Source organism: Kocuria sp. LHG3120, assembly GCF_049897445.1.
GTDB classification, from domain to species: domain Bacteria; phylum Actinomycetota; class Actinomycetes; order Actinomycetales; family Micrococcaceae; genus Kocuria; species Kocuria rosea.
Genome location: NZ_JAFCWG010000006.1, coordinates 95018 through 116384 on the forward strand (window position 1 = coordinate 95018; position 21367 = coordinate 116384).

The 21367-nt window shown below is 73.1% G+C and carries 15 protein-coding genes; 7 read left to right on the forward strand and 8 right to left on the reverse strand.

Annotated elements, in window-relative coordinates; all coding sequences use genetic code 11:
* Positions 1-151 precede the first annotated feature (151 nt).
* Positions 152-1216: a Gfo/Idh/MocA family oxidoreductase gene (locus ACP7CD_RS12885; RefSeq protein ID WP_284562632.1), complete on the forward strand. Its 1065-nt coding sequence runs from the start codon at positions 152-154 to the stop codon at positions 1214-1216.
* A 34-nt stretch (positions 1217-1250) separates the two neighbouring features.
* On the opposite strand, the gene purU is transcribed toward ACP7CD_RS12885, so the two are convergent.
* From purU to ACP7CD_RS12910, 5 genes are all read right to left on the reverse strand, one after another.
* Positions 1251-2117, reverse strand: a complete 867-nt coding sequence (gene purU / locus ACP7CD_RS12890) for a formyltetrahydrofolate deformylase (RefSeq protein WP_368796546.1) — start codon at positions 2115-2117, stop codon at positions 1251-1253.
* A 619-nt stretch (positions 2118-2736) separates the two neighbouring features.
* Entirely contained in the window at positions 2737-3882 is a 1146-nt protein-coding gene (locus ACP7CD_RS12895; protein WP_035926957.1) for a VIT1/CCC1 transporter family protein, read from the reverse strand.
* 242 nt (positions 3883-4124) lie between these two features.
* Positions 4125-5363 carry a benzoate/H(+) symporter BenE family transporter gene (locus tag ACP7CD_RS12900; RefSeq protein ID WP_284562631.1) on the reverse strand — a complete coding sequence of 413 codons (1239 nt, stop codon included), beginning with the start codon at positions 5361-5363 and terminating at the stop codon, positions 4125-4127.
* 188 nt (positions 5364-5551) lie between these two features.
* Complete coding sequence (locus tag ACP7CD_RS12905; RefSeq protein WP_147284771.1) at positions 5552-6964, reverse strand: TY-Chap domain-containing protein; 1413 nt, start codon at positions 6962-6964, stop codon at positions 5552-5554.
* Positions 6965-7172: 208 nt separating this feature from the next.
* A complete protein-coding gene (locus ACP7CD_RS12910) occupies positions 7173-10535 on the reverse strand; it encodes an SNF2-related protein (protein WP_426120347.1) in 3363 nt (1120 codons plus the stop codon).
* 127 nt (positions 10536-10662) lie between these two features.
* On the opposite strand from ACP7CD_RS12910, the gene ACP7CD_RS12915 reads away from it, so the two are divergent.
* On the forward strand, positions 10663-13788 hold the full coding sequence (locus ACP7CD_RS12915; RefSeq protein WP_035926970.1) for a hypothetical protein: 3126 nt from the start codon (positions 10663-10665) through the stop codon (positions 13786-13788).
* A 93-nt stretch (positions 13789-13881) separates the two neighbouring features.
* Here the strand turns inward: ACP7CD_RS12915 and ACP7CD_RS12920 are convergent, their stop codons facing one another.
* The 3 genes from ACP7CD_RS12920 to betT all read right to left on the reverse strand — a co-directional run bounded on the left by ACP7CD_RS12920 (position 13882) and on the right by betT (position 19204).
* Positions 13882-15468: a GMC family oxidoreductase gene (locus ACP7CD_RS12920; RefSeq protein ID WP_095650858.1), complete on the reverse strand. Its 1587-nt coding sequence runs from the start codon at positions 15466-15468 to the stop codon at positions 13882-13884.
* A gap of 104 nt (positions 15469-15572) precedes the next feature.
* Positions 15573-17066: an aldehyde dehydrogenase family protein gene (locus tag ACP7CD_RS12925; protein WP_426120348.1), complete on the reverse strand. Its 1494-nt coding sequence runs from the start codon at positions 17064-17066 to the stop codon at positions 15573-15575.
* On the reverse strand, positions 17063-19204 hold the full coding sequence (betT, locus tag ACP7CD_RS12930; protein WP_017832151.1) for a choline BCCT transporter BetT: 2142 nt from the start codon (positions 19202-19204) through the stop codon (positions 17063-17065). The genes ACP7CD_RS12925 and betT overlap by 4 nt, the downstream gene beginning before the upstream one ends.
* 176 nt (positions 19205-19380) lie before the next feature.
* Here betT and ACP7CD_RS12935 point away from each other — a divergent pair, with 176 nt between their 5' ends.
* The 5 genes from ACP7CD_RS12935 (at position 19381) to ACP7CD_RS12955 (ending at position 21310) form a co-directional block, all read left to right on the forward strand.
* Positions 19381-19911, forward strand: coding sequence for a TetR/AcrR family transcriptional regulator (locus ACP7CD_RS12935; protein ID WP_035926976.1), 531 nt, complete (start codon positions 19381-19383; stop codon positions 19909-19911).
* 3 nt (positions 19912-19914) lie between these two features.
* Positions 19915-20262, forward strand: coding sequence for a DMT family transporter (locus ACP7CD_RS12940; RefSeq protein ID WP_017832153.1), 348 nt, complete (start codon positions 19915-19917; stop codon positions 20260-20262).
* A complete protein-coding gene (locus ACP7CD_RS12945; protein WP_017832154.1) occupies positions 20262-20585 on the forward strand; it encodes a DMT family transporter in 324 nt (107 codons plus the stop codon). The genes ACP7CD_RS12940 and ACP7CD_RS12945 overlap by 1 nt, the downstream gene beginning before the upstream one ends.
* A gap of 222 nt (positions 20586-20807) precedes the next feature.
* Positions 20808-21014 carry a transcription antiterminator/RNA stability regulator CspE gene (gene cspE, locus ACP7CD_RS12950; protein ID WP_017832155.1) on the forward strand — a complete coding sequence of 69 codons (207 nt, stop codon included), beginning with the start codon at positions 20808-20810 and terminating at the stop codon, positions 21012-21014.
* A 107-nt stretch (positions 21015-21121) separates the two neighbouring features.
* Positions 21122-21310 (forward strand): hypothetical protein, encoded by a 189-nt coding sequence (locus ACP7CD_RS12955; RefSeq protein ID WP_017832156.1) that lies wholly within the window; start codon positions 21122-21124, stop codon positions 21308-21310.
* Positions 21311-21367 lie beyond the last annotated feature (57 nt).

A 21367-nucleotide genomic window follows, 5' to 3' on the forward strand; every position in this document is an offset into this window, starting at 1 on the left:
CACCCCCCACCACTGGCCGCGGGGCGGGGCGCCCCCCCCCCCCCCCCCCCCCCCCCCCCCCCCCGCCCCGCCCCCCCCCCCCCCCCCCCCGCCCCCCGGGGGGGCGCGGGGCCGGTCCCACACCATCACCCCTGCGGAAGGACCCCTTGACATGACCGTCCGGATCGGACTGATCGGCGCCGGCCGCATCGGCGCCATGCACGCCGCACACCTGACCGCCCTGCGCACCCCTGAGGGCGAGCCCGCGGTGCGGCTGAGCATCGTGGACGCCGTGCCCGGGCAGGCGGCCGCCGTGGCCGGCCGGACGGGGGCGGTGCCGCTGCCCACGGTCGAGTCGCTGCTCGAGGACGGGGTGGACGGCCTCGTCGTGGCGACCGGCACGGCCACGCACCCGGGGCTGATCCGGACGGGCCTTGCCGCGGGGCTGCCGGTCTTCTGCGAGAAGCCGGTGGCGCTGTCCGTGGCGGAGGCGCTGCCCCTGCTCGACGAGATCGAGCGAGTGCAGGGCGTGGTCCAGGTCGGTCACCAGCGCCGCTTCGACCCCGGCTACGTCCGGGCCCGGGAGCTGTACGCCGCGGGCGAGCTGGGCTGGCTGCACACCGTGCGCGCGATGACCGGTGACATGACCCCGCCGCCGGTCGAGTTCCTCGCGACCTCGGGCGGGCTGTTCCGGGACTGCTCCGTGCACGACGTCGACGTCCTCCGCTGGATCACCGGCCGCGAGGTCGTCGAGGTGTACGCCCGCGGGTCCAACCGCGGGGACCCCCGGATCGGCGAGGTGGGCGACGTCGACACCGCGCTGGCCGTGCTCACCCTCGACGACGGCACGGTGGCCACCGTGGCCGCGACCCGCTACAACGGCGCGGGCCACGACGTGCGGCTCGAGCTGCAGGGCTCGAAGGGCTCGGTGGCCGTGGGGATGGACGAGCACATGGCGATGCGCTCGGCCGAGCCCGGGGTCGGGTTCCCGGCCGGGCCCCCGCACACCACGTTCCACGAGCGCTTCGCCGAGGCCTACCGCCGCGAGATGGCGGCCTTCGTGCGCGTGGTGCGCGGGGAGATTCCCAGCCCCTGCACGGCCCGCGACGCCGTGGCCGCCTCCCGGGTGGCCGACGCCGCGCAGCGCTCGCTCGAGACTGGCGCCCCGGTCCGGGTGGAGCCTCTCGGGACGTCCGACGGCTCGGCGCCGCCGGTCCGCCGGCCCGCCCGCGCGTGAGCGCGCCCGGCCGCCCCGGGGCGCGGGGGCCGGGTCAGACCAGGACGATGGTGCGGTTGCCGGAGAGCACCACGCGGCCCTCGGCGTGCCACTTCACGGCGCGGGACAGCGCCTGCATCTCGGCGTCGCGGCCCACCGCCACGAGGTCCGCCGGGGTGTGGGCGTGGTCCACGGGCATGACGCGCTGGGCGATGATCGGGCCCTCGTCGAGGTCCGCCGTCACGTAGTGGGCGGTGGCCCCCACCATCTTCACGCCCCGGGCGTAGGCCTGGTGGTAGGGCTTGGCGCCCTTGAACGAGGGCAGGAAGGAGTGGTGGATGTTGATGCACTTCCCCGACAGCTCCCGCGTCAGCTCGTCGGAGAGCACCTGCATGTAGCGGGCCAGCACGACCAGCTCGACGTCGTAGCGGTCCACGAGCTCGAGCAGCCGGCCCTCGGCCTGCGGCTTGGTCGCTGCCGTGACGGGGATGTGGTGGAAGGGAACCTCGTGCCACTCCACGAGGCTCTTGTGGTCGAGGTGGTTGGAGACCACGGCCACGATCTCGATGGGCAGCTCGCCGATCCTGGTGCGGTGCAGCAGGTCCGTGAGGCAGTGCGAGAAGCGGGACACCATGACGAGCACCCGGGTCCGGCGCTGCACGGGGACCAGCCGGAACCGCATGTCGTGCTGCTCCGCGACCGGGGCGAAGCCCTCGGTCAGGGACTCCACGGTGGCGGTGCCGGCCTCGCTGACGGTGTGGCAGCGGATGAAGAACTCGTCGGTGAAACGGTCCGAGAAGTGCTTCACGTCGAAGATGTCACAGCCCTGCTGCGTCAGGTTGGACGTGATGGCGCTCACGAGCCCGTGGGCCTCGGGGCAGTGGACGGTCAGGACGTGTTCGACGGTCCCCTGGGCGGGCATGGGCGGGCTCCTCGGCGCTGATGACGGGTGCGCCGCGCGGTCCGGTCTCGACGACGGCGGGCGCGGCCCTACGATCCTAGCCCCAGCGGACAGGGCGCCAGGACGGCGTGCGCAGCGGGACGACCGGGGCGGAGGAGGTGCGGTGTAGACCGATGGCCGCGGGAACGGGCGGTAGGAGTCCGCCCGGCGCGGGGAGAGATGCGCCTCCCATGGAGGACCCGCGGCCATCGGCAGGCGTTGAACGCCTCAACAGAGGAGAGCCGTGGGCTGAGCGGCTTTCAGAACACGGATGCCGCAGACGGTGCACCCCCCAGTGCGTCCGAATCGGTCCGATCCGTGCAATTTCCCCCATTGCTGTGGTTCTCACCACGATCGCAACCTTATCCGACGCGGTGCCGCGTCCGCACCCGGTTTCCGCGGGGAATTCGCGGGGCGAGCCCTGAGCCGCCGGCCGCCCCCGGAACGTGGGCCCGTCGGCGGGGCGCGGGGGCGGCGGAATCGGCAGGGAATCCGCTCCGACCAGGGGTTTCGCGGACGGTTGCGGAGCCGGGGGCTCCGCCGGCCGCCCGGGATGTCCCCTCAAGTGAGGACAGCCTCGGTTTGCCTTCGTGACGACCGGTCAGGCGACGCTCGTGTTGAAGAGCAGGCCGAGGAGATACGTGGCCAGGGCGGCGCCGTAGCCGATGGCCAGCTGGCGCAGCCCGCGCTTCCAGGGTGAGGCCCCGGAGAGCAGCCCGACCAGGCCGCCCGTCACCAGCAGGGCGAGCCCCACGAGGACGAGGGCCACGAGCATCGCGGGGACCCCGGTGAGGCCCGCCAGGTACGGCAGGATCGGGATGATCGCGCCGGAGGCGAAGAAGCAGAAGCTCGACGCCGCGGCCCCCAGGTCGGTGCCGAGGGCCACGGTGGAGTGCGGCGCCGGCTCGTCCTCGACGGTGTCGCGGAACGACCGGGAGGGATCGCAGTCGCACTCGAAGAAGCCCAGCCGCTCCGCCGCACGGTGCTCGGCGGCCTCCTCGCTCATGCCCCTCGCCCGGTAGATCAGCACGAGCTCGTTGGCGTCCAGGTCCAGGTTCGGCGCCACGTGCAGCGTCACCTGGGTCGGCTGGGAGGCGTCGAGCAGCTCGCGCTGCGAGCGCACGGACACGAACTCCCCGGCCCCCATGGACAGCGCTCCCGCGAGCAGGCCGGCGATGCCCGCGAAGAGCACCATCCCGGGGGAGGTGCCGGTGGCGCCCACGCCCATGACCAGCGCGAGGTTGGACACGAGGCCGTCGTTGGCGCCGAAGACCGCTGCCCGGAAGTTGCCGGAGAGCTTGTGCCGGCCCTCGGTGGCGAGGGCGCGGATGATCTCCTCGTGCACCGCCTCGTCGGCCGCCATGGCGTCGGACGCGTCCTCCTCCCGGTCGTAGGGGGAGCGGCTCTCGGCGCGCTGGATCAGGGCCAGGACGAAGACGGAGCCGAAGTGCGTGGCGAGGAAGATCAGCAGCCGGGAGTACAGGGACGGCCGGGCCTCGGCCTCCGCGTGGGGGCCGAGCAGCCGGACCCAGTGCTCGGCGTGGCGCTGCTCGGCCTCGGCGACCTGGTGCAGGATCTCCTGCTCCCGGCCGGTGCTGCGGGCGGCGAGGAGGCTGTAGATCCGCGCCTCGGCGCGCTCCTCCGCGAGGTACTTGCGCCAGCGGCGGATCTGTCCGCGCTCGGGCCGGGCCGGGCGGGCGGGGTCTCCCCGGGGCGTGGGGGCGTGGGCGTCGGGTGCGGGTGTCATGCGGCCTTCCTCGGGCCCGGGGCGGCACGGGGCGCGCGGGGTCCGACCGGGGTGCGGTGTCGTCCGGAAGGTCTCGTTCGCCCGCGGGCACGGGTGGGCTGCCGGGACTCCTCGTCGAGACCGGGATGGCGACAGACCGACGGGTGCACGGCACCCGGGAACTACTCCCCTTCGCTTCCCGACGAGTGTAGACCCGGGGCGCCGGCCCCGGGATTCGGTGCGCCGAAGCCGCGCGGGAGTGCTCAGCGGGTGGCGGCCGCCGCGGGGCGGCGCAGGATCGCGTACGACCCGATGCCCGCGAGCATGCCCCAGAACGGGGAGACGATGCCGTAGGGGGCGATGCCGGAGACCGTGACCACCAGGGTGATGAGCGCCGCCTCGATGACCGCCGGCTGGTGCCGGCCGGGGTGCATGCTGTCGAAGAAGGACCCCTGCAGGGCGCCCAGCAGGGCCACCCCCGCGAGGGCCGTGATCATCCCCGGGGGGATCGCGGCGAACGCGGCGACGAGGGTGTCCGCGAACAGGCCGAAGAGGACGTAGAAGACCCCGCACGAGATGCCGGCCACGTAGCGGCGGCCGAGGTCCGGGTGGGACTCGGGGCTGGTCGCGATGCCCGCGGTGACGGCCGCGAGGTTCAGGGCGTGGCTCCCGAAGGGCGCGAAGGCGACCGACGCGACGCCCGAGGCGCCGAGCAGCAGGCGGTCGCGGGCGGCGTAGCCCGCCGTGTGCATCATGGCCAGGCCCGGGGCGTTCTGCCCGGCCGCGGTCACGATCAGCAGCGGGATGCTGATCCCGGCGATCGCCTCCCACGAGAACGTGGGCACGGTCAGCACCGGCTGGGTGAGGGACAGGTCCAGGGCCACGGGCTCGATCCGGCCTCGGAAAAGAGCCGCCAGCACGCCCAGGCCCAGCGCGGCGAAGACGGCGTAGCGGGGGAAGAACCGCCGGCCCAGGAGGTAGCCGAGGACGAGGGCGCCCGCCACCCACGGGTTCTCGACGACGGCCGCCGCCACCTTGATGGCGAAGGGGAAGAGCACGCCGGCCAGGACGGCGGCGGTGATGGGCTTCGGCACGGCGGCCAGGATCCGGCCGATCAGCCCCGTCACGCCCAGGACCAGGCCCAGGACGCCCGTGACCACGTAGGCGCCCACGGCGTCGGAGAAGGAGTAGCTGCCGAGCGAGGTGATGAGCAGCGCAGCCCCCGGGATGGACCACGCCACCATGACGGGCTGGCGCGTCCACAGGCTCATGAGGGCGCAGGTGACGCCGGAGCCGACCGAGACGGCCCACAGCCAGGAGGAGGTGAGCTCCGGGCTGAGCCCGCCCGCCCGCGCCGCCTCGAGGACCACGAGCACGGGCCCCGAGTAGGAGACGACGACGGCCACGAAGCCCGCCAGGGCCGCCGACGCCGACCAGTCCCGCCGGAGGCCGCGGGCAGGCTGCCCGTCCTGCCGGGTGGTGCTCGGCACGTGGCGGCTCATGGGGTGCTCCTGGGGGCGGGGTCGGGTGACGGCGTCCGGCCGCAGGACCGGACGGCGGCGTCAGGACCGGACGGCGCCACCCGGTGGCGGAACAGCGGACCGTGCCAGCCTAGGACGCCGCTCACCCGGGGATAAATATCGATCCTGCATGATTCTCCGCCCCCGGCATATGAGTGGGCGGGCGGGGCTCAGGAGTCGACGGTGTCCGGGGCCGCCGGGGTGCGCCACTGCCGGCGCTCGGGGGCGATGACCGAGGCCTCGTCGCGGGTCTCCGCGGGGAAGGAGCCCACGCCCCAGTGGAAGCGGTACGGGTCGGCGCAGCCCCAGCCGAAGCGCAGGCCCTCGACGAGCTTCTGCGCCGCCTCCGGGAAGCCCAGCGGGGCCGTGGTCCACGGCTGGTCCCAGCCCGTGGGCTCGTTCCACTCGTCCTCGTGGAAGAAGGTGGCGTCCACGGGCCAGGCCGCGTGCGCGAGCTGGCCGCCCGAGAGCACGGCGCACTCCACGCCGTGCGGGCCGACCCCGGCCCACGCGACGGGCGCCTCCGACCGGTCGTCGTCGCGCTCGTACTCCACGACGAGGAAGTCGTTCCAGGGCAGCCGGGCGAGCACCGTGGCGATGAGCCGGCGCAGGTCCTCCCACACGTCCTCGCCGGCCACCGGGGCCGCCGCGTCCGGCAGGACCACGCCGATGCCGGCGCGGCCCAGCATCTCCTGGGCCTCCGGGGTGGCCAGGTCGGACCAGGTCCTCGTGTCGGCGAAGCCGTCCCCGACGGGCTCCCCGGCCGGCTGGCGGGCGGAGGCGAAGCGCATGGCCTCCTCCCAGGAGCCGAAGAACCGGCGGACGCCGTCGAAGTAGGGGCGGCGGGTGCTGCCCGCCTCCTGCTCGACGACCCACCGGCCGTAGCGGGCGGTGGTCGGGTGGTGGCCGGCGCTGCGGCAGTGGGAGAGGAACGCCGTCACGGCGGTCGCGTACTCCTCCTCCGTGAAGACGTGCTCGAGGGCGGGCTCCGCGCCGGCCTGCAGCCCGATCCGCTCGAGCGCCACGTCCCACCGCCCGCCGCCCAGGCGCTGGGAGACGGTGCGCTCGGGCGCGGGCCAGTGGTGGGCGAGCACGCACAGGAAGTCGGACTCCGTGCACAGGCCCAGCCGTGCGATCTCGTAGCTGTGCGCGCTGAGCGGGCGGCAGGAGGCCTTCTCGGCGCAGTGCTGCTGGGCCGCCCCGATCAGCCCCAGGGTCCGCCGGGTGAGCGAGCCGTCGGCGTCGGACGCCGCGAGCAGCCCCGTGACGTCGCGGACCAGGGCCGTGCTCAGGTTCAGCGCCGCGTAGTCCGGGGCCGGGACCAGGCCGAGATGCTGGGCCATGACCAGCCACACGCCGGCGCCGACCGCACCGTCGTTGAGGTCCGGGGCCGAGGCGTCCTGCGGGAAGCGCTCGCCCAGGTGGGCGATCGCCGCGTCCAGCAGGGCGGTCGACTCCTCGGGGAACAGCAGCTGGAAGCGCATCCGCACCTGGCCGCGGGTCATCCCGCGGTCGGCCATCGCGTGGATCAGGGAGCCATAGCGCTGCACGAAGGCTGCGAGACCCGCCACGGCATGGGGCATGGAGGATCCTCCGGTCGGATGGTCAGATGGTCGGATCGGCTCGGGGAAGGCGCCCGGGCCGAGGGGGCCGCGCCGCCGTACGACACCACGCCGCCGCACGACACCACGCACTTCAGATGCTAGTGCCTGCTCCCCGGTCGCCGCGCGTGCGGGGGAATGTGACCCCCTGATGACGCGTCCAGCAACGGCCGGTGGACGTACCCGCAGGTCACGGCGTGAGCAGGCCCCGGATGTCCTCGGCGGTGAGGGCGCTGGAGAACATCCTGTCGTCGTCCAGCACGGCGGTGAACAGCCTGGCCTTGCGCTCCTTGAGCTCCATGACCTTCTCCTCGATCGTGTCCCGGGCCACGAGCCGGTAGACCATGACCTTCTTCTGCTGGCCGATCCGGTGGGTCCGGTCCACGGCCTGCTCCTCGGTGGCGGGGTTCCACCACGGGTCCAGGAGGAAGCAGTAGTCCGCCTGGGTGAGGTTGAGCCCGAAGCCGCCGGCCTTGAGGCTCACCAGGAACACGGGGACCTGCCCGGACGTGAACCGCTCGAGCACCCGGGCCCGGTCCGTCGTGGAGCCGTCGAGGTAGGCGTAGGGGATCCGCAGCTCGTCCAGGCGGGCCGCCGCCTTCTTGAGGAAGCTCGTGAACTGGCTGAACACCAGGGGCCGGTGGCCCTCCGCCACGATCTCGGGCAGGTGCTCGAAGAGCAGGTCGAGCTTGCTCGAGGAGACGTCCGCCGTGGGGTCCACGAGGGACGCGTCGAGGCTGAGCAGGCGCAGGGTGGTCAGGGACTGGAAGATCGTGAACCGGTTGCGGTCGAGGTCGCGCAGCAGGCCCAGGACCTTCTGCCGCTCGCGCTGCAGGCGCGTGTCGTAGATGCGGCGGTGCGCGGGGGAGAGCTCCACCTCGATGGTCTGCTCGAGCTTGGGGGGCAGCTCCAGGTCCACGGACTCCTTGGTGCGGCGGAGCATGAGGGGCTTGACGCGGCGGCGCAGCCGGGCGAGGGCGGCGGCGTCCTCCCCGCGCTCGATGGGGCGCTGGTAGGTCTCCGTGAACTTCCGCCGGGACGGGAACAGGCCGGGCGCCGTCAGGGACAGGAGCGCCCACAGCTCCACGAGGCTGTTCTCGAGGGGGGTGCCCGTGATCGCCAGCTTGAACGGGGCGTCCAGGTCCTTCGCGGCCCGGTGCGCCTTGGTCCGCGGGTTCTTCACGAACTGCGCCTCGTCGAGGAGCACCCCCGCCCAGGACATCCCCCGGTAGGCGGCCTCGTCCAGGCGCAGCAGGGTGTAGGAGGTCACCACCACACGGGCGCCGGCGGCGGCGTCCACGAGATCGGTGCCGGCCTTGGCCTGGGTGTCGGTCACGCCCACGACCGGCAGGGACGGGGCGAAGCGGCGGATCTCCGCCGTCCAGTTGGGCACCACGGAGGTCGGGGCGACCACCAGGAACGGGGGGAGGTCCGGGTCGCGCTCGACGGCGCGGCAGATCAGGGCGATGGCCTGCACGGTCTTGCCCAGACCCATGTCGTCGGCGAGGATCCCGCCCAGGCCGTGGTCCCACAGCACGCTCAGCCACGAGTAGCCGTCGCGCTGGTACGGCCGCAGCTCGGCGTGCAGGGTCGCGGGCACGGGGGGCGCCTCGAGGGTCTCGAGCTCGAGCAGGGAGCGCACCCCCTCCCGCCAGGCCTCGGCCTGGTCGGTGTCCGTCGCGACGTCCTCGAAGTCCTGCCACAGCCCGGCCTGGTGCCGGTGGATGCGCAGCGGCCCCTCGGGGCTCTCCTGCAGCGAGCGGGCCTCGGCGATCAGCTCGCGCAGCCGGTCGAACTCGGGGCGGTCCAGGGAGAACCAGGACCCGTCCGGGGCCAGCATCACGTCCTGGCCGAGGTCGAGGGCGCGGAAGACGTCGGCGAAGGAGATGTAGAACTCGCCCACCTTGACCGTGACCCCGAGGTCGAACCAGTCGCGGCGCTCGGTGGCGGCGGTGCTGACGGTGATGGTGGGCGGGTCGGCGATCTGCTGGTAGGCCATGCGCCCGCCGGTGTGCTCGATCCGCAGGTCCGGGACCTTCTCGAGGGCGGGCAGCCACTCCCGCACGAGCACCAGCGCGTCCTGCGCCACGTAGCTCGAGCGGCGGAAGTCCACCCCCGGCGCCCGGTGCCGGACGGCGGCGGTGACCGCCGTCTCCCAGGACGACTCGCGGTGGACGGGCTCGTCGGCGAGCGGGTCCTCGGGGCGGAAGGGCAGCAGGATCCGGTCGCGGCCCTTCTGGTACTCCCACTCCCAGCGGGCGCGGATCGTGAGCTCCTGGTGCTCCAGGGTGAGCACCAGCTCGGGGTCCGCGACCTGCGGCAGCTCGATCGACCCGTCCCCGGTGTCCACGTCCATGCTGCGGTGCAGGCGCGGGAAGTAGCGGTCGAAGAACTCCTCGACCTCGTCCTCGGGGATCCGCAGACCGCCTGCCGTGTCCAGGAACCGCCGCTGCTCGCGGGTGAGCCGGGTGGCCAGGGGCACGAGGCGCAGCGGGAAGACGTTGAGGTCCTCGGTGTCGGCGACGTCCTGCGGGTCCCCGTCCGGGGCGAACAGCCCGTGCCCGGGGTCCCCGATGATCCGGGCGGTGCCCAGGGCGATCCGGCGGCCGCCGCTGTCCACCGTGGGCCGCAGCTCGAGGTCCTTCCCGGGCCCGCGCAGCACGTCCACGTGGAAGCGTCCGGGCTCCTCGACCGTCACGGGCAGCCCGTGCTCCCGGCCGACCAGGGTGATCCCGGCGGTCTCCGCCCGGGCGAGGATGCCCCACAGGAGGGGGGAGGCGTAGGAGTCGAGCCGGATCCAGTGCCGGTCGTGCACCGCGTAGGGGGAGCGGGTGGCGCTCAGCGCCCGGAGCTCGTCGAACCAGTCGACCTGCGCGGGGCTCAGCGACCACCGGCCGGCGTCGGCGGTGACGCTCTCCCAGTCCAGCCCGCCCTTGATCCACCCGCCCCGCCGGCCCCGGCGCACGGGGCGGACGTAGAGGTGCCACGGCGAGCCCGCCCGCCCCGTGCCGTGCACGTAGCGGTACGGCTCCCGGCGCAGGTCGAACTCCAGGGCCACCCCCTCGGGCTCCTCCGCGGGCGGTTCCGCGGGGTCCGGCCCGCCCAGGATCTCGGTCAGGGCGTCCTTCCAGTCGGGTGCCCCGCCGCGTCGCCCGGGCGCGGTGCGCGCCCGGGGGGCGGCACCCTCGGGGGCCGCGGCGCCGGCCGGGGACGACGGCGCCGCGGTCCCGCCCTGCTGGTGGGCCCGGACCGCGGTCTCGAAGTTGTGGCGCAGCACGGTGGCCACGGCGTGCTTGCAGAACCCGCCGGCCGGGCAGCTGCACCAGGCCGGTCCCGGTGCGCCGCCGGCCCCGACCCGCACGGAGACCGAGTACACCGACCCGGAGCCCTCGACCTCGGCGGAGAGGCTGCCGGACCCCTCGGCGCCCGGGGACCAGCGCACGGCGCGCACGCGTCCGGTGCGGAAGTACTCCTGGCCGCGGCGGAAGACGGCGGGCCCGGAGGCGGCGACGAGCCGCCGGGAGTCCACGAGGGGACCGGGAGGGGAGTGCATCGTCCCACCGTATCGGGCCGGGGCGCCGGGCGCCGCGCGTGCGGAGCGGCCCCGCAGGCTCTCTATAATCGAGGCGACCCCTCGAACGACGACAGCGGCCCCACGTGCGGCCGCGGACGGAGGACTCGTGCCCGACACTGCTGGGCTCCGCCTCGGAGACCATGCCATTGCCGACAGTGCCGAGGAGCTCGCCTACCTCCGCTGGAACGACGCGGTCTGCGCGGCGTTCTTCGGCCCGGAGCGGGCGGGAGAGCTGATCTACCTCGACCTCGACGACAAGACGCTCGCCGCGATCGGCGAGGAGCGCGGCCTCGACGGGCCCTCGACCCTGCGGGCGCTCGCCGACTCGGTGACGCCCCTGCTGGTGACCGAGGACGGGCGGCGCTCGGTGTTCGACGTGTTCAACCGGCTCAACGGCCAGTGGTACCGCGCCACCCGCCGCAGCCTGGACTCCATCGCGGAGATCCCGCCGCCGCCCGTCGTCGCCCTGCTCGCCCTGTTCGCGCTCGCCGGGCGGCACATGTCGACCCTGGCCGCGCGCACGGGCAACAAGTCCGTCTCCACGTTCTTCCTGCCCCTGACCGTGCTCCTGCAGGCCGGCCCGGAGAACGCGAAGGCCCTCGAGTCCTCCTTCAAGAAGGACACCGAGGCGTACTGGGACGCGCTGCGCTACTGGCTCGAGCTGCGCAACGGCGAGATCGGGCTGCCCACGGCGTACGCGGTGAACCAGCGGCCGGTCGGGCTCGCGCTGTCCCAGACGATGTTCGGCGAGGCCGAGCGGCGCCAGCTGCACCGCATGTTCGAGGACCTGGGGATGACCACCGCGCAGGGGCTCTCCGCCGCCGAGCTCGGGGTCTACCTCGACTTCTGGCTCGACATGGCCGAGACGAAGGCGTCCAAGGCCATGAAGCAGGTCTGGGCGAACCCCCTCACCCGCGAGCCCGGTCTCGAGATCGCGCTGGCGGAGCTCGCGGTCTGGGAGCAGTCCCGCGAGCAGGCCCGCGCCGAGGTCCGCGCGAACGGCCGGGGGCCCGGCCGCAGCGCCGTGAAGTCCTGCTCGCTGTCCCTCACGGACAGCACCGACTACGTGGGCAACCCCGTGTTCGAGCTCGGCTTCGTGGTGCCCAAGCGCTTCCTCTCCGGCCGGGAGGTGGAGCTCGAGACCACGGCGGGGCCCCGCACCGTGTTCCTGTCCTTCATCGGGGACGCCTTCCTGGGGGTCTCCGCCTACACCGCGCGGATGGACCCGGGGACGCTGCTGGGCGGGACCCTGCAGCTCAGCGCCGGGGACGTGCGCTTCGAGCGCCACCCGCGTCCCGTCGTCATCTTCGCGAAGGACGGGTTCTCGGACACCTTCATCTCCGTGGACCACATCCCCGCGGCCTGGCCGTGCCGGATCATGGTCCGGGACGAGCCGGAGTGGATCGCCCAGATCAAGCGGATCCTCGACGACTCCGCCTCCCCGGACTACCGCTTCGTGGAGGCCGGCAGCCACGGCCTCGCCGAGGGGTGGGTGATGTTCGACGACGTGCAGGTGCTGCGCGCGGGCAACCCGGAGCTGACCGCGAACGACAACTTCTCCGGCCTGGTGCCCCGTCTCGTGCCCGCGGTGACCCTCTCCGGCGGGCTGCGGATCCCCGGCGACGTGGTGCGCTGGTCCGCGCTGCGCCCGCCGCAGGTGACCATCACCTCGGACACGGACGCGCCCCTCACCGTGGAGTGCGAGTGGCGCAACCCGCACTCCTTCAAGCTGGAGAAGGCCAAGCTCGTGGAAGGGCGCGTGCCCCCGTTCCAGATCTCGCTGCACGGCACGCCGATGGCGCGGGCGGACCGGACCCTCAAGCCCAACGACTACACCCTCGTCCTCAAGGCGGGGCGCACGGTCCGGCAGCGCCGCGAGTTCAAGCTCCGGGACTCGTCCTTCCACCTGACCCAGCGCTCCCTCGGCTACGAGGGCGAGATGGTGCACGTCGAGGAGGAGCCCCTGTGGCCCGTCACCGCGGGCATCGTGGCGGAGCTGCCCGAGCGGTACGTGCAGGGCGCGTTCGACAACCTGCCCGCACGGGAGGCCGCCGGGGACCACGAGGTCCCCGGCGCCCCGGGCTGGCACTCCTCGGAGGGGCAGCTGCTGCTCGAGCGCACCAACGCGCTGCCCGAGCCGGAGGGGCGCTCCTGCCTGGCCACCGGCCGGCACCGCATCGTGCTGCCGGCCATGGAGCCCAAGGCGAAGGCGCCGTGGATCTTCGGGCAGTGCGCCCAGTGCGGGCTGCAGAAGCGCTATCCGGGCCGGCTCACGAAGCCCTCCGCGCTCACCTCCACCGGCTCCGTGGAGGCGCTGCGCTTCATCGGCCCGGACGAGGGGGAGTACCCGACGTCCTGGGCGCCGTTCCGGGACGCCCTCACGTTCCTGGGCGGCGGGAAGCGCTCGAGCCTGTCCATCGTGGCCCGCCAGCTCGAGGACTCCGAGCGGTTCGAGGAGTGGTTCGTGGGCCACCTGCAGGCCCTCGGCTTCCTCGAGGTGGTCCGCGACGAGCACTGGACCGTGCGGCGCTGGCAAGTCTGCGGGCCCTCCCTCACCCAGCTCGTGGACGGCTCCGTGCTGCTCACGGGCGGCTGGACCCCGGAGAAGGAGGCCGTGGTCGCGGAGGCGGCCGCGGCCCAGGAGGCGTCCGTGGTGGTGCTCTCCCCGGAGGACCACGGGACCACCCTGCTGCAGGACGTGGACCTCGGGACGCTGCAGGAGGCGCTGCCGGTGGGGCTGTGCGACGTCGTCTTCGACGCCGGGCCCGCGATGCTGGAGACCCTGCCCCCGCTGTCCGAGGTCGAGGAGCAGCTGCGGCGCGCGGAGATGCAGTACAACGGGGTGGCCGAGCGCTTCGTCCCCGAGGACGCCACGTGGGAGCTCACCGAGGACCGGAACCGCCCGGGGCTGTACCGGATCAACCACCACCACCGGACCCGGTACGCGTTCCGCACCCCGGCCGACGTCGAGTCCGGCCACGCCCGGTTCGTGGCCTCGGGCATCGGCAAGCACTTCGCGGCCCGGCAGGCGGGGGTGCCGATCGTCTCCTACGACCCCGAGCTGGAGCTGCTGTCCGTGCCCATCGGCGCGGAGCTGGCCGGGCTCTACGCCCGCGCCGCCGTCCTGTGCTCCGGGCTGCTGCCCGCCAAGGTGGACGAGGACTTCTCGCTCAACTACGGGGACGTCACGCCCGAGTTCGCCCAGGCCCTGGTGGACAAGCTCATGAGCTGAGCGGGCGGCCGGTACGGACGGGCCCCGGGTCGGTGTGCGACCCGGGGCCCGTCCGCGCCCGGTCCGGCGGCGGGGGTGCTGCGCGGGAGGCGCTCAGGCGTCCGCGGCGATCAGCTCCGCCGCGCGCTCCCCGATCATGTAGACGGTGATGTTGGGGTTCACCGTGGTCAGCTCCGGCATCACCGAGGCGTCGGCCACGCGCAGGCCCGCCACCCCCTTGACCCGCAGCTGCGGGTCCAGCGGGGACATCGGGTCGTCGGCCGGTCCCATCCGGCAGGACCCGGCCGGGTGGTAGACGGTGTTGTGGGTGCGCCGGACGTAGTCGGCGATCTCCTCGTCGGTCTGCACGTCCGGGCCCGGGAACAGCTCCGCACCGGCCCACTCGGCCAGCGCCGACTGGGCGACGATCTCCCGGGCCCTGCGGATCCCGGCGGTCATGATGCGCAGGTCGTAGCCCTCGGGGTCGGTGAAGTAGCGGGGGTCGACCCGGGGCTTGTCCCGGAAGTCCCGCGAGCGCAGCCGCACCGTGCCGCGGGAGCGCGCGTGGGTGACGTTCGGGGTGAGGCAGAAGGCGTTGTCCGAGGTGGGGTAGCCCTGCCGGTAGGTGTGCAGGTCGAAGTTGACCGAGCCGTAGTGCATCATCAGGTCCGGCCGGTCGGTGTCCGGGTCCACCTGGGTGAAGATCCCGGCCTCCCACCACTGGGTGGACTCGGTGACCATGGGCCGGCGGGCCTCCCACTGGAGCACGCCCTCGGGGTGGTCCTGCAGGTGCTCGCCGACGCCGGGGGCGTCCACGAGCACGTCCACGCCGACCTCGCGCAGGTGCTCGGCGGGTCCGATCCCGGAGAGCATCAGCAGCTTGGGGGTGTCGATGGCGCCGGCGGAGACGACCACCTCGCGGCGGGCGCGCACGGTCCGGGACGTGCCGAAGGCGTTGTCCACCACCTCGACGCCGGTCGCCCGGCCGTCCTCGACGACCACGCGCTTGGCCTGGGTCGAGTGCAGGACCGTGAGGTTGTCCCGGTCGGCGGCCGGGTGCAGGTAGGACACGGACGAGGACGCCCGGGTGCCGTCGGCGCGGCGGTTGACCTGGAAGAAGTTCGCGCCGTTGACCACGGTCTTGCCGGTGTTGAAGGTGGTGCGCGGGATCCCCGCCTGCTCGCAGGCCTCGAGCAGGGCGACGCCGCACGGGTCGTCGTCCGGGATCTGCATCAGGTGCACGGGCCCGTCGTGGCCGTGGTGGGCGCCCTCGTCGTCGTTGGTCTCGAGCTTCTGGTAGAGCCGGAAGGCGGTCTCGGCGTTCCAGCCCTCGGCGCCGTGGACCTCCTCCCACTCGTCCAGGTCCTCGGCCGGGGCCCAGAACGCGATGCACGAGTTGTGCGACGAGCAGCCGCCCAGCACCTTGGCGCGGGCCATGCGCATGTGCGAGTTGCCGTTCTCCTGCTCCTCGACGGGGTAGTCCCAGTCGTAGCCGGACTCCAGCAGCTCCATCCACCGGCTGAGGGTCAGCACCTCGTCGATGCCCCGGTCGTGCGGTCCGGCCTCGATCAGCCCGACGCTCACGGACGGGTCCTCGGACAGGCGGGCGGCGACGACGGCGCCGGCGGAGCCGCCGCCGACCACCAGGTAGTCGAACTCCTGCGGGGTCTCGGGCGCTGGGGTGGTGCTGGGCGTGGTCATGTCTCTCCTCGGGAAGGTCTCGGGACGTTTTCGCGGCGTGGCAGTTCTAGGGGCGCGCCGGCGTCGTCGTCGTGCGGGCGACGACGACGCCGGGCGGGCGCGGGTCAGGGTGCGGCGAACCAGCCGGTCACGGCGGGGGCCGTGTTCTGGTAGACGTGCTTGAGCTCCTGGTACTCGCCCAGGCCGGTGGGGCCGAGCTCGCGCCCGACGCCCGACTGCTTCATCCCGCCCCACTCCGCCTGCGGCAGGTAGGGGTGGAAGTCGTTGATCCAGATCGTGCCGTGGCGCAGCCGGCTCGCCACGCGGTGGGCGCGGCCGGCGTCCGCGGTCCACACGGCCCCGGCGAGGCCGTAGATCGTGTCGTTGCCGATCTCGACGGCCTCGTCCTCGGTGCGGAAGGTCTCGACCGTGACGGTGGGGCCGAAGGCCTCGTCGTGCACGCAGTCCATCTCGCGGGTGCAGCGGTCGATCACGGTGGGCGGGTAGAAGAAGCCCTGTCCGAGGTCCAGCGACCCGTCGGCGGACGTCCCGGTGGAGTGCTCGCCGCCGGTGCGGACGCGCGCCCCCTGCTCGCGGGCGCGCTCCACGTACGCGTGCACCTTCTCGCGCTGGGCCGCCGAGATGAGGGGCCCGGTCTCGGCCTGGTCGTCGAAGGGGCCGCCGAGGCGGATCCGCTCGGCCCGGCGGACGAGCTCGTCGACGAAGCGCTCGGCGATCGGCTCCTCGACCACCAGGCGCGCCCCGGCCGAGCAGACCTGCCCGGAGTGCACGAACGCGGCGTTGAGGGCGTTGTCCACGGCGGCGTCGAAGTCGGCGTCCGCGAAGACCACGTTGGGGTTCTTGCCGCCGAGCTCCAGGGCGACCTTCTTCACGGTGGGCGCGGCGGCGGCCGCGATCCGCCGGCCGGTCAGCACGCCGCCGGTGAAGGAGACGAGGTCCACGTCGGGGGAGGAGGACAGCGGCGCGCCCGCCTCGGCGCCGGCGCCCAGCACGAGGTTGGCCACGCCGTCGGGCAGGCCGACCTCCTGGAGGACCTGCATCATCAGGATCGCCGTGTGCGGGGTGAGCTCGGCGGGCTTGAGCACGAAGGTGCACCCGGCGGCGATCGCCGGGGCGATCTTCCACGCGGCCTGGAGCAGCGGGTAGTTCCAGGGCGTGATCATCCCGCACACGCCCACGGGCTCGGTGACGACCTTCGAGACCACGGTGGGGTCCCCGGCGTCGACGACGCGCCCGGCCTGCTCCGCGGCGGCCTTGCCGAAGTACGTGAAGCACGCGGCGATGTCGTCCATGTCGATCTCGGACTCGACCAGCCGCTTGCCGGTGTCGAGGGACTCGGCGCGGGCGAACTCGTCCTTGCGCTCGCGCAGCCGGGCCGCGACCCGCAGCAGCAGGTCCCCGCGCTCCGGGGCAGGCACGGACGACCAGCGGCCGTCGTCGAAGGCGCGGCGGGCCGCGGCGATCGCGCGCTCGGTGTCCTGCGCGGTCGCCTCGGCGACGGTGCCGACCTCGGCGCCGTCGGCGGGGCAGACGATGGTGCGGGTGCCGCCCTCGGCGGCGGCCTGCCACTGGCCGTCGATGAACAAGGTGCTGCTCACGGGTGTGCCTCCTTCGCCGCGGGGATCTGCCCCGTCGGCACGTCGTGGATGTCGGTGGACCAGTCGGGGTGGCCCTGCTCGCCGTCCTGGATGACGGACGGCCCGTCGTGGATGCTCAGGAAGGCCAGGTGCGCCTCCCAGCTGTCGAGGACGTCGTTGATGACCTGCTCGTGGCTCCAGTCCATGACGTCCGTGCCCTGGGAGCCGGTCTCGTTGAAGACCTCCAGGCGGTAGTACAGGTCGGAGTCCGGGTTGGTGCGGAACCCGCCGAAGGCCGGCACGGGTGTGGCCACCGGATAGATCTGGTAGCAGAAGTCCCGGTCCTCGCCCATCCGCACGGTCAGCGTGTGCTCGGACAGGTCCTGGTAGCCGACCACCGAGCTGGTGAGCTCGGCGTCGAGGCCCTGGGCCCGGAACTCCTCGACGACCTCCGCGAGGGCGGGGACGAGCGCCTCGTCCTCGTAGCGGCGCACGGCCTTCGGGCCCGGGAACGAGCCGGTCCGGGAGAGCCGCCGGCGCCAGTGGCTGTCCGGGCCGGGGATGCGGGACGCGGCCGCGGAGCGGCGGGTGGAGCTGCGCCCCTCGCGCTGGGAGCGCTCGGCGCGCAGGGCCTTCCAGAACCCGATCATGACCAGGTACATCACGATCGAGAAGGGCAGGCCGATGATCAGCGTGGCGGCCTGCAGGGTCGGCACCCCGCCCACCAGCAGCATCGCCAGGGTCAGCAGCCCGGTGGCGGCGGCCCAGAAGATGCGCAGCCACTTGGGCCCGTCCTGGGTGGGGTCCTGGATCGTCGAGGTGAACGTCGACATCACGAGCGCGCCCGAGTCGGCGCTCGTGACGTAGAACAGCAGCCCGGCCAGCGAGGCGAGCGCGATGAGCACCGGCGCGCCCGGGTACTGCTCGAGCAGCGAGTAGAACGCCCGCTCGGGGGTGTTCATGGCGGCCTGGCCGAAGGCGTCGTCCCCGCCCGTGACGATCGCCAGGGCGCTGTTGCCGAAGACCGAGACCAGGATGAGGATGAACAGGAACGGCACGGTCAGGGTCGCGATCACGAACTCGCGCAGGGTGCGGCCCCGGGAGATCCGCGCCAGGAACAGGCCGACGAACGGCGCCCAGGCGATCCACCAGGCCCAGAAGAAGAGGGTCCACCCCGCCATCCACTCCGCCGCACCGGTGTAGGCGAACGTCTCCATGGTCATCCCCGGCAGCGAGGAGACGTAGTCGCCGAGGTTCTGCACCGTGGCGTCGAGCAGGAACGAGGTCCGGCCGGCCACGAGCACCCAGACGATCAGCGCCACGGCCATGAGCACGTTGAGCTCGGAGAGCCTGCGGATGCCCTTGTCCACGCCCGAGACGCACGAGGCGGTGGCCATCACCACGGCCACGACGATCAGCCCGATCTGCGCCGCGGTCCCCTCCTCGATCCCGAAGAGCAGGTAGAGGCCGTAGTTGAGCTGCACCACGCCGATGCCCAGCGAGGTGGCCACGCCGAAGATCGTGCCGAGCAGCGCCGCGATGTCCACGACGTCCCCCGTGCGCCCCTGCACCCGCTTGCCGATCAGCGGGTAGAGGGCCGAACGGATGCTCAGGGGCATGTTCCACCGGTAGGCGAAGTAGCCGAAGGCCATGCCCATCAGCGCGTACATCGCCCAGCCCGTGACGCCGTAGTGGAACAGCGTCCACACCACGGCCATGCGGGTGGCCTCGGCCGTCCCGCCCTCCCCGGCGGGCGGGCCGTAGTACTGGGTGACGGGCTCGGCCACGGAGAAGAACAGCAGGTCGATGCCGATGCCGGCGGCGAAGAGCATCGCGGTCCAGGTGAACAGGTTGTACTGCGGCTTCGAGTGGTCGGGGCCCATCTTGATGGTCCCCTCGCGGGAGAACGCCACGACCAGGACGAAGACCGTCACCACCGTGGCGGTGAGGACGTAGAACCAGCCCATGTTGGTCGCGATCCAGCCGACCACGGCGCTGATCACCGCGGAGGCCTGGTCGGGGGCGAGGATCGCCCACAGGGAGAACAGGACGATGGTGATGCCCGAGCCGGCGAAGACCGTCCGGTTCACGGCCGGCCGGGAGCGCCCGGCGGGTGGGGTGCCGCTCTCGGGCGGTGACTGGTGCAGGGCGGAAGTCATGGGACGAGTCCTCCTGGAAGTGGTGATCCGGGTCGGGGAGCACCTGCCGGGTCCAGCGCGGACCGGGCAGGGGCGGGACGTCGTCGTGCCCGCGGACCGGTGCGGCGGCCGAAACCCGCGCCCCGGGGATGCTCAACATCGTGTCACCACCCTTCCGGTTGGTAAAGTTCTTTCTCATGAGCACCTCCTCCCGCGAGCGCATCCTCGACGGCGCCCTCGAGCTGATCCGGGGCGGCGGCACGGTCTCCCTGGCGTCGGCCGCGCGGCAGGCGGGTCTGACCAAGCCCGGGGTGATGTACCACTTCCCCACCAAGGAGGCGCTGATGCTCGCCCTGGTGGACCGGGTGATGGACGGCTGGGACGCGCAGATGGCCCGCCGCCTGCCCGGCCCCCCGGAGCAGGTGCCCGCGGCGGAACGGCTGCGCGCCTACCTCGACTGGTGCCTGTCCGGGGAGGTCGACGAGACCGACCTCGTGATGCTCACCGACCAGCGGCTGCGCGCCACGCTCAAGGAGCGCTGGGTCGCGCGGGTGGAGCCGTGGGTGCACCTGCCCGCGGACCTGCCCGCCGAGCGCCGGAGCCGGCTGCTGGCCGTGCGGCTGCTCGCCGACGGCGTGTGGTTCGCCGACGCCGCGGGCGTCTTCGCCCCCGACCCGCAGGAACGGGCCCGGGTCAGGGCGGTCGCCGACGAGCTCCTGGAGGGCTGAGCCGTGCTGCGCCGGCTGCTGCTGCTCGCCGCCGTGCTCGCCGAGGTGGCGGCCACACTGTCGCTGAAGGCGGCTCTGGACGAGCCCGCCTGGTACGCGCTCGTCGTCGCCGGCTACCTCGCCGCGTTCACCCTCCTGGCGGCCGTGCTGCGCCGCGGCATGCCGGTGGGGGTCGCCTACGGCGTGTGGGCCGCCCTCGGGGTGATGCTCACCGCTCTGGCGGCGGCCGTGGTCTACGGTGAGCGGCTGAGCCCGGCCGTGCTGGCCGGGATCGTGCTGGTCGTGGCCGGCGTGCTCTGCGTGGAGCTCGGCTCCCGCCGCCCCGCCCCCGAGACCGAGGAGGCGGCCTGATGGCCTGGCTCTTCCTCAGTGTCTCGATCCTCACCGAGGTCGCCGGAACCCTGTCCCTGCGGATGGCCGCCCGGGGCCGCCGCCGCTGGTACGCCGCCGTGGCCGTCGGCTACCTGGTGGCGTTCACCTGCCTGAGCCTCGTCCTGGCCGAGGGCATGGCGCTGGGCGTCGCCTACGGCATCTGGTCGGCCTCCGGCGTGGCGCTGACGGCACTGGCCGGCCGGGTCCTGTTCCGCGAGCCGTTCACCTGGGTGACGGCGGCCGGGGTGGCCCTCATCGCCGGCGGAGTGCTCCTCATCGAGCTCGGCGCCCCGCCGGTCTGAGCGGTCCCCGGTGCCGGGCCGGGTCCGGCGCCCCGTCCCGGGTGGTGCGGCGCCGGATCTCGTGTAGAGTAGTCCGCAGTTGTTGAGGTTCGTTTTTGTCTTTCAAGCAGTTCGGCCCACTCGGGTGCAGCAGTTTTTCTGAGAAGACGTTTTCCATGCATCACAACTGTTTTGTTTCTCGAACGTCGGGAAACGTTCATCTCATGAAGGATCAGGTCTCCCATGACTACCGGTATCGTCAAGTGGTTCAACGCTGACAAGGGCTTCGGCTTCATCACCCCCGAGGACGGCTCCAAGGACGTCTTCGCCCACTTCTCCGCGATCAACTCGAACGGCTTCCGCTCGCTGAACGAGAACGACCGCGTCGAGTTCGAGACCCAGGACGGCCCCAAGGGCCCCCAGGCTGCGAACATCAACGTCATCTCCTAAGGATCTTCCGCGGGCTCCGGCCCGTTGATCCTCCAGAACCGTCGTCGGGCTGCGCCCGGCGGCGGTTCTGTCGTCGTACCCGCCGAGCAGCACCGGGAGGAAGCGCCGTGACCGTTCCCGATCCGCTCCCCGCCGCGGAGGAGCCGGAGGACCCCTTCGTGGTGAACCGGGTCTCCGACGCCGAGCTGGACGTCTCCGTGCCGTTCGAGGTCGAGGCCTCCGAGTGGGGATTCGACGGCTCCGCCGACGAGGCCGGCGGCGGCTGGGGCTCGGCGGGGGACTACGGCCTCGAGTGAGCACCCCGCGGGTCCCACCGGCGCTCCGGACGTCACCGTCCTCCCGCACGACGGAGG